Here is an 8,715-nt window from a genome sequence, read left to right on the forward strand (position 1 = left end):
CAGCCGGGGGGCTGCGGGAGCGCCGACGCTCACGGGGGGAGGACCTCCAGGGGGGACACGGGGGAATGGAGGTCCTACGGCGCGGGGGGAGAGAGGGGCTCGGTGTGCTGCTGGGAGATGAGGTTCGCCACGGGGGAGGCCTCCGGCACACCGAGCCGCGTGAAGACGGCGTGGGCTTCCCTCAGACACGCCAGTGCACGTGCGGGCTGGGCGAGGCCGAGCAGGGCCTCGCCCAGCGCGGCATTGGCCAGGCCCTGGCAGTAGGCGGAGTCCATCTCCTGCCCGATCACCAGCGACTCGCCGGCCGCCTCCGCGGCCTCGGCCTGCTGGCCGGCCGCGAGCAGACTGGTCGACAGCCGGGCCAGCGAGTAGCCCTCGCGCAGCCGGTTCTGCTGGGCCCGGTACAGCTGGTGGGCCTCGCGCAGGTGCCCGGTCGCCTCGGCCGGCGCACCGGTGGCGGACAGCACCACGCCCAGCTGGTACAGGGTGTCGGCCAGGCAGGCGTCGTTGGCCGAGCGCCGGGCCGTGACCGCGGCCTCCTCGACCGACCGCACGGCCGCGTCGCTCCGGCCGGCGTTGAGCTGGGCCCGGGCGATGTTGCCGAGCAGCCGCGCCTCGCCGATCGGGAACCCGATCACCCGGCTGATCGCCAGCGCCTGCTCGAAGAGCTCCAGGGCCTCCGGCGCGCGGTCGGAGACGCTCAGGACGATGCCCAGGATGTTCGCGACCATCGACCGCAGGACGGTCACGTCGTCCGTGCCCTGGAGGTCCAGACTCGCGCGCAGCGAGCGCTCCGCCCCCTGGAAGTTGTTGCCGAAGTACTCCAGGATGCCGAGCGAGAAGTGGACCCGGGCCAGCACCTGGGTGTCCCGGTGGGTCTCGGCGTTGCCCTCGGCCCGTTCCAGCAGCCGCCGGGTGCGGGGCCCGTGGGTCGGGTCCTCGACGATGCTGTTGAGCGTGATCAGCAGGTCCAGCGCGGGCCGCAGCAGGGTGGCCGGCCCGGTGACCGCCGCCTCCACCGTGCTGAGCAGCACGCCCATCTCCGCGCGCAGCCACCGCTGCGCCGCCAGGCGGTCCGCGAAGAGCAGGCCCGGCGACTTCAGGCCGTCCAGCGGCTCCGGCAGCTGGTCGTCCGGCTCGATCGCCCGGGCGGCGCCGCGCATGGTCGGCAGCAGGTGCTCCAGCAGCCGCAGCACGGCCAGCCGCTGGGCGTCGGTGTCCGCCAGCTTCTCGTTCTGGCGCTGGGCGTACAGCCGGAGCAGGTCGTGGTACCGGTAGCGGCCGGGCGTGTAGCACTCCAGCATGTTCGCCTCGACCAGGGACTCGGCGAGCTGCTCGGCCCGGTCCGGGTCCTCGCCGAGCAGCGCGGCCACCGCGTCGAGCGGCAGGTCCGGCGAGTCCACCAGGGAGAGCACCCGGAACGCCCGGGCCTCCTCGGGCCGGAGCTGGCCGTAGCCGAGGCCGATCGTGGTCTCCACCGCGAGGTTGCCCAGCTGGAGCTCGTCGAGGCGGCGCCGCTGGTCCGCTAACCGCCGGGCGAGGTCCGAGACGCTCCACCGGGGACGGCTGGCCAGCCGGGCGGCGGCGATCCGGACGGCGAGGGGCAGGAAGCCGCACGCGGTGACGACGGACAGCGACGCCTCGGGCTCGGCGGTGACCCGCTGCTCGCCGACGATCGCGGAGAAGAGCGCCAGCGCCTCCTCCGGCGTCATCTCCTCGACGTCGACGAGGTGGGCGCCGGGGATGCCGGCCAGCCGGGAGCGGCTGGTGGCGAGGACGGCGCAGCCGGAGACCCCGGGGACCAGCGGCAGCAGCTGCTCGGCGTCCTGGGCGTTGTCGAGCAGGATCAGCATCCGCCGGTTGGCGAGCAGGGAGCGGTAGAGCGCGGCCCGCTGCTCCAGCGACTCGGGCACGTCGGCCGCGCCCAGGGCGTGCAGGAAGTCGCCCAGCACGACGGCGGGGTCGGCGGGCGAGGCGCCGGCGCCCCGCAGGTCGATGTAGAGCTGGCCGTCGGGGTACTCGCCCCGGACGCTGTGCGCGACGTGCACCGCCAGGGTGGTCTTGCCGACGCCGCCGATGCCGGCCAGCGAGGTGACCACGACGGCCTGGCCGGCGCCCTTGCGCAGGGTCTCCTGGAGCTCGGTGACCAGCGAGGCGCGGCCGCGGAAGTCCGAGACGTCGGCGGGCAGCTGGGCCGGTGCGGGGGCGGCGGGCGGCGCCTCGCTCTGCGGCCGGGCGGCGGGGCGGCGGGCGGGGACGGCCGCCAGCGCCGGGTCGCCGGCGAGGATCCGCGCGTGCATGGTGGAGAGCCCGGTCCCGGGCTCGACGCCGAGCTCCTCGATCAGCAGCTTGCGGGTGTCGGAGTAGACGCCGAGCGCCTCCGCCTGGCGGCCGCAGCGGTAGAGCGCGAGCATCAGCAGTTCGCGCAGCCGTTCCCGGAGCGGGTGCTCGGCGGTGAGCGAGCTCAGCTCGGAGACGACCTCGGTGTGGAGGCCGACCTCCAGGGCGACCGCGCAGCACTCCTCCCACACCGAGACGTGGCGCTCGGCCAGCCGGCTCCGGTGGGCCTCGGCGTGCGGTCCGGGTATCCCGGTCAGCGCGCGGCCGCTCCACAGCTGGAGCGCGGCGGTCAGCAGCCGGTGCGCCTCGAACGGGTCGCCGTCCGCCTTGGCGGTCGCGGCCCGGGCCGCCGTGGCCTCGAAGACCGCGAGGTCGAGCGCGTCGGCCTCGATCCGCATCGCGTAGCCGTCGCGGACCGAGACCAGGATCTCGGCCGGCGCGCGGGTCTCCCGGTGCGGCTCGATGACCGACCGGAGCCGGGAGACGTAGGTGCGCAGCGCCGCGATGGCCTGCGGCGGGGGGCGGTCGCCCCAGAGCCCGTCGACCAGGTCCTGGGTGGTGACCGGCCGGCCCTGCTGGAGCAGGAGCGAGGTGAGGACCGCCTGCTGCTGTGGCGAGCCCAGGGCCAGCGGCTGCGTGCCGCGCCAGGCCTGGACCGGACCGAGCACCTGGAAGCGCAGCGGGGAGCTGTGCGGCGTTTCCTGAGGCTCCATGAATTCCCCCGACGACCTGTGGCGGTGCCCTGCACGTACAGGGCGTTCGGCGGTCCCGCTGCGGTCGCATCAGCTTAGGTGGACTGCCACGAATACTGGAGATCGGGACCAGCGTCGCGGCGTTTATAGGACATTTAACGGCCTCTACGATACTGGGCGGGCGCCGACGCGGAACCGCTCGGTCGCGAGCAGACCCTGATGACCCGAAAGGCGACCCGCTCATGACCGAGATCGACACCAGCAACGCCGTCCCTTCGGACGAGACGGTTACTCCGGAGGCCGGGACCACGCTGACGGCCGGCGCCGAGGAGGCCGTCGCCGCGGCCGCCGCCGGCATCGCGGAGCACGTCGTCCCCGCCGACGAGAAGCACGAGGAGCCGCAGGAGCTCTTCGGCGGCGAGGTGGACGAGCCCGAGCACGCCGAGGGCGAGCCGGGCGGCACCGTGCCGCTCGGGGCCATCAACGCCCACCCGTAGGGCCTGTCCCGCACCTCCTGAGCGCGTGCCGCGCGCTCCCGTCCGCAGAGCAACCGCGGTCCCGTCCTCCCCGGCGGGGCCGCCCAGGGAGAGGTCCTCATGAGCAAGCTCCGCCGGGTCGCCGTGGTCGCCGTCTCGACCGTCGTGGTGACCATCGGGTACGTGGCCACCTCCGCCGGCGCGTTCGCCGGGGTGATCGTCAGCCACCCGTGACGCCCCGTTCCCCATTTCCGGGGACACGGATTCACTGACCCCTCTCGCCGGACGCGGCGCGGGGGGTTACGTGCGTTCTGTGGCGTTTCGCCACGCCGTTTCGAGCAATTCCCGCCGATGGACCGATTGCGGCGGAATCCTCCGGTCCGCCGGGACGGTCCGGGGGCGATCCGTCCTTCCCGGTGCCGGGTCCGGACGCCGGGGGGCGGCGGGGTGCCGCCGGTGGCCGGAATTCACCGTGGGGCCGGCCGGACGGCGGGCGCCGGTCCGACGTGCTCGGGGCGGGCCGTCCACTCGCGCCCGCCGTCCGTGGGGCGGAGGTAGTGCTCGCCGCCGATGGTGTCCATGTAGATGCCGGTGCGTCCGGTCCTGGTGTCGAGGACGAGGTCGCCCGCCCGCGGCCGGTAGACCGCCTCGTCGCGCTTACGGCTGCTCACCGCGCTGCTCCCTTGCTGCTCCGGTGCGGGCGCGGCGACGGTGGTGGCCGGCCCTGGTCGCTGTCGTGGCTTGGCTTGGTTCGGCTCTGCTCGGCGACTACCCAGCATCTCTAGAGAAGCTAATATCTCTAGAGATGTCAACGGTCGGGCCGGTACGACCGGCTTACCGGGGACCGAAGGCGCGCCTACGATTTCCGGCTAGGAACGAGGGAGCAGGCGATGGTCGGCAGCAGCAGCGGTGAGAAGCAGCCCAAGTACCAACGGATCGCCGACACGCTGAGGTCGGCCATCGACGCCGGCGAGTACCGCCCGGGCGACCGGCTGCCCGGCGAGAACGACCTCATGGACACCTACGGCGTGGCCCGGATGACGGCCCGCCAGGCGCTCGGCGTGCTGCAGAGCGAGGGCATCGCCGAGGCCCGCCGCGGGGCGGGCGTCTTCGTCCGGGACTTCCGGCCGCTGCGCCGGCGCGGCATCCAGCGGCTCGCCCACGGCCAGTGGGGCTCGGGCCGGTCGATATGGTCGGCGGACATCGAGCACCGCAGCCTCGTCGTCGACCAGGTCGCGGTCACCGAACAGGGCGCGCCGGAGCACGTGGCCCGGGTGCTGGGCGTCGACCCGGGCTCGCCGATGTGCGTGCGGCACCGCCGCTTCGTGCTGGACGGCAAGCCGGTCCTGCTGTCGACCTCCTACCTGCCCGCCGTTCTGGTCGCGGGCACCGCCATCACCCGCGAGGACACCGGCCCGGGCGGCACCTACGCCCGTCTCGCGGAGATCGGCGCCAAGCCGGTGCACTTCCGCGAGGAGGTCCGCTCCCGGATGCCGGCCGCCGACGAGGCCGCCCGCCTGGACCTCTCCGCCGGCACCCCGGTCATCCTCATCTGCCGCACCGCCTTCGCCGACGAGGGCCAGGTCGTCGAACTGAACGAGATGATCCTGGACGCCGCCTCCTACGTCCTGGAGTACGACTTCGACGCCTGACCCGCGCCGGCGGCCCGGGGACGCCACCGCCCCGGCGCGCGGGGCGGCCGGGGCGGTGGCGGGGCGGGTGGGGGTCACTCCTTGGAGCGGACGCGCAGGCTCGTGATGAGCGGGCCCTCGGTGGTCTCGCGGAAGAAGTCGTTGCCCTTGTCGTCGACCACGATGAAGGCGGGGAAGTCCTCGACCTCGATGCGCCAGACGGCCTCCATGCCGAGCTCGGCGTACTCCAGCACCTCGACCTTCTTGATGCAGTCCTGGGCGAGGCGGGCGGCGGGGCCGCCGATGGAGCCGAGGTAGAAGCCGCCGTGCCGGGCACAGGCGTCGGTGACCTGCTTGGAGCGGTTGCCCTTGGCCAGCATCACCATCGAGCCGCCGGCCTCCTGGAACTGGTCGACGTAGGAGTCCATCCGGCCGGCCGTGGTGGGGCCGAAGGAGCCGGAGGCGTAGCCCTCGGGGGTCTTGGCCGGGCCGGCGTAGTACACCGGGTGGTCCTGGAGGTACTTGGGCATGCCCTCGCCCGCGTCCAGGCGCTCCTTGATCTTGGCGTGCGCGATGTCGCGGGCGACGACCAGGGTGCCGGTGAGCGAGAGGCGGGTCTTCACCGGGTACTTGGACAGCTCGGCGCGGATGGCGGGCATCGGCTGGTCGAGGTCGATCCGCACCGCGTCGTCGGCGCCCGCGGCGGAGCCGCCGACCAGCAGGGCCTCGTCGGTGGTGTCCGGCAGGTACTTGGCCGGGTCGGTCTCCAACTGCTCCAGGAAGACGCCCTCGGCGGTGATCTTGCCGAGCGCCTGGCGGTCGGCCGAGCAGGAGACGGCCATCGCGACGGGCAGCGAGGCGCCGTGCCGGGGCAGGCGCACGACGCGCACGTCGTGGCAGAAGTACTTGCCGCCGAACTGGGCGCCGATGCCGATCTTCTGGGTCAGCTCGGTGACCTTGGCCTCCAGCTCCAGGTCGCGGAAGCCGTGGCCGGTCCTCGCGTCGCCGGAGGTCGGCAGGGTGTCCAGGTAGTGCGCGGAGGCGTACTTGGCGGTCTTCAGCGCGAACTCGGCGCTGGTGCCGCCGATCACGATCGCCAGGTGGTACGGCGGGCAGGCCGCGGTGCCCAGCGAGCGGATCTTCTGCTCCAGGAACGAGAGCATGCTCGCCTCGTTCAGGATCGCCTTGGTCTCCTGGTACAGGTACGACTTGTTGGCCGAGCCGCCGCCCTTGGCCATGAAGAGGAACTTGTAGGCGTCGCCGTCGGTCGCGTACAGCTCGATCTGCGCGGGCAGGTTGTTGCCGGTGTTCTTCTCGTCCCACATGGTGACCGGGGCCATCTGGGAGTAGCGCAGGTTGAGCCTGGTGTACGCGTCGTGGACGCCGCGCGCCACGGCGGCCTCGTCGCCGCCGGCGGTGAGCACGTTCTGGCCGCGCTTGCCCATGACGATGGCGGTGCCGGTGTCCTGGCACATCGGCAGGATGCCGCCGGCCGAGATGTTGACGTTCTTCAGCAGGTCCAGCGCGACGAACCGGTCGTTGGGGCTGGCCTCCGGGTCGTCCAGGATGCGGCGCAGCTGGGCGAGGTGGGCCGGGCGGAGGTAGTGCGAGATGTCGTGCATCGCCTCGGCGGTGAGCAGCCGCAGGGCCTCGGGCTCGACCTGGAGGAAGGTGCGACCGCCCGCCTCGAAGGTGGAGACGCCTTCGGAGGTGAGCTTGCGGTAGGGGGTCGGGTCAGCGCCCAGGGGGAGCAGGTCGCTGTACTCGAAGTCCGGCGTGGGAGCCATGGGGGCGGTCCTTAGGTGTCCAGTGTTGCCGGTGTTCCGGCTGCGTCGGCGAAGCACCCTGGAGGGGCGAAAGCACCCTCAAGGGTAGGACCCGTCGAAAAGTCGTACGCGGGAAGGTCTGCCTGCGTGACGAGGGTCACCCGCGGGTGGGTACGGGGGTTGCCCCGTTGACTAGTCTTGCCCCCGTGGACAACTCGCCGTCGAAGGACCCGCAGGACCAGCGGATGGACGATCAGGGGCAGGGGCCCGTACCGATGACCAAGTCCGGGGGGACGCCGCCCGCACGGCCCGCGCACGCGCCGGTGGCGCAGGCCGAGATGCGGGCCTCGGACGCCGACCGCGAACGGGTCGCGGAGCTGCTGCGCGACGCCTACGCCGAGGGGCGGCTGGACGTCGAGGAGCACGCCGAGCGGATCGAGGCGGCCTACGGGGCCAAGACGCTCGGGGACCTCGTGCCGCTGACCCGGGACCTCCCGGTGCACCGTGAGGTCTCCTTCGAGAAGCCGCCGCTGGGCGGTCCGGACCGGGCGGCCCGGCCGCGGCCGGACGGCCCGGTGCGGCTGCCGGCCCGCAGCGAGGCGCCGACCATGCTGGCGGTGTTCGGCGGGTCCTCCCGCAAGGGGCGCTGGCGGGTGGGCTCCCACCTGCGCGCGGTGGCGATCTTCGGCGGGGTGGAGATCGACCTGACCGACGCCGTGTTCGAGTCGCCCGAGGTGGTGATCGACGTGGTGGCGATCTTCGGCGGGGTGGAGATCAAGGTGCCGGAGAACGTCAGCCTGCACGGCGGCGGCGTCGGCGTCTTCGGCGGCTTCGACGTCAAGGAGCAGACCGCGGCGGACCCGTACGCGCCGGTGGTGCGGGTCAGGGGCACCGCGGTGTTCGGCGGCTGCGAGGCCAAGCCGCGCCGGGGCAAGAAGCTCAAGGACTGGGTGCGCAAGCAGCTCGGCGCCGACTGAGCGGCGGCCGGCGGGGGCCGGCCGGCCGGGCCGTCCGCCCCGGGACCGGTGGGCCGGGTGCCCGGTCGGGAGCAACTCCCGGCCGGGCACTCGCCGTTGCTTCGAGTGCAGGCTGTAGTCGGTTGCGTGCAGTGTGCATGAATCGCGCGGCCGTGGGGTAGTTCCTCTGGCACATCGCTTCTTGTACGGCTGCGTACCGGAGGCGGCCTGAGGCCGGCCCGGGGGTGTGAACGGGGGCCCGCAGCTGGGCAGGGGAGCGAGCTTCCCCGTGTCCGAGAGCCTCGTCAGGAGTACGGCCGTGCTGCATCCGATCGAGTCCCGCACCACCTCCGCCGCCGCCCCGTCGCCGGCCGCCCCGTCGCCGGCCGCGCGGCCGTCAGCCGCCGCCTCGCCGGTGGTCGCGGCGCAGTTGCTGGAGCGGCGCCCGGCCCCGCAGCCGGTGGGTGAGGACAATCCGTGGCACACCGCCGCGGCCTGCCGCCGCGACGAGGTGGGCCTGTTCTTCGCGCCGTCCAAGGAGCCGACCGCGGCCCGGCTGTCCCGGGAGGAGCAGGCGAAGCAGGTCTGTGCGCGATGCCCGGTGCTGCTGGACTGCCGGGAGCACGCGCTGGCCCAGCCGGAGCCGTACGGGGTGTGGGGCGGGCTGACGGCGGCCGAGCGCCGGGTGGTGCTGGCGCGCCGCCGCCGCCGTGACGTCGAGCTGCGCGAGGCGGCCCGGGTGCCGGGACCGCGGGGTCTGATCGCCGGGTGACGGCCGGCCGGGGACGGCGGCCGGCCCGCGGAACCGTGGCCTCCGGACGACGGCCCGCGGCCTCGGCGAAGGGGGATTTCGC

Annotated in this window: 7 protein-coding genes; 4 read left to right on the forward strand and 3 right to left on the reverse strand. The window is 73.7% G+C overall.

Features of this window, described 5'->3' with window-relative positions; all coding sequences use genetic code 11:
• Positions 1-74: 74 nt before the first annotated feature.
• Positions 75-3,053 (reverse strand): BTAD domain-containing putative transcriptional regulator, encoded by a 2,979-nt coding sequence (locus ACFCX4_RS31780; protein WP_376150123.1) that lies wholly within the window; start codon positions 3,051-3,053, stop codon positions 75-77.
• 221 nt (positions 3,054-3,274) lie between these two features.
• Here ACFCX4_RS31780 and ACFCX4_RS31785 point away from each other — a divergent pair, with 221 nt between their 5' ends.
• Positions 3,275-3,529 carry a hypothetical protein gene (locus tag ACFCX4_RS31785; protein WP_376150126.1) on the forward strand — a complete coding sequence of 85 codons (255 nt, stop codon included), beginning with the start codon at positions 3,275-3,277 and terminating at the stop codon, positions 3,527-3,529.
• A 446-nt stretch (positions 3,530-3,975) separates the two neighbouring features.
• Here ACFCX4_RS31785 and ACFCX4_RS31790 read toward each other — a convergent pair whose 3' ends face one another.
• A complete protein-coding gene (locus ACFCX4_RS31790; protein WP_376150129.1) occupies positions 3,976-4,179 on the reverse strand; it encodes a hypothetical protein in 204 nt (67 codons plus the stop codon).
• A 219-nt stretch (positions 4,180-4,398) separates the two neighbouring features.
• Between ACFCX4_RS31790 and ACFCX4_RS31795 the strand changes: the two genes are divergently transcribed.
• The gene (locus ACFCX4_RS31795) at positions 4,399-5,160 is read left to right on the forward strand and encodes a GntR family transcriptional regulator (RefSeq protein WP_376150131.1); all 762 of its coding nucleotides are present in this window, start codon (positions 4,399-4,401) and stop codon (positions 5,158-5,160) included.
• A 74-nt stretch (positions 5,161-5,234) separates the two neighbouring features.
• On the opposite strand, the gene ACFCX4_RS31800 is transcribed toward ACFCX4_RS31795, so the two are convergent.
• Positions 5,235-6,926 (reverse strand): fumarate hydratase, encoded by a 1,692-nt coding sequence (locus ACFCX4_RS31800; RefSeq protein WP_376150134.1) that lies wholly within the window; start codon positions 6,924-6,926, stop codon positions 5,235-5,237.
• Positions 6,927-7,180: 254 nt separating this feature from the next.
• On the opposite strand from ACFCX4_RS31800, the gene ACFCX4_RS31805 reads away from it, so the two are divergent.
• Together ACFCX4_RS31805 and ACFCX4_RS31810 are read left to right on the forward strand one after the other, a co-directional pair.
• Complete coding sequence (locus ACFCX4_RS31805; protein ID WP_376150137.1) at positions 7,181-7,882, forward strand: DUF1707 domain-containing protein; 702 nt, start codon at positions 7,181-7,183, stop codon at positions 7,880-7,882.
• Positions 7,883-8,276: 394 nt separating this feature from the next.
• Positions 8,277-8,633 carry a WhiB family transcriptional regulator gene (locus ACFCX4_RS31810; protein ID WP_376150140.1) on the forward strand — a complete coding sequence of 119 codons (357 nt, stop codon included), beginning with the start codon at positions 8,277-8,279 and terminating at the stop codon, positions 8,631-8,633.
• The last annotated feature ends 82 nt before the right edge of the window (positions 8,634-8,715 follow it).

This window comes from Kitasatospora sp. NPDC056327 (genome assembly GCF_042261735.1).
In the GTDB taxonomy this organism is placed as follows: Bacteria; Actinomycetota; Actinomycetes; order Streptomycetales; family Streptomycetaceae; genus Kitasatospora.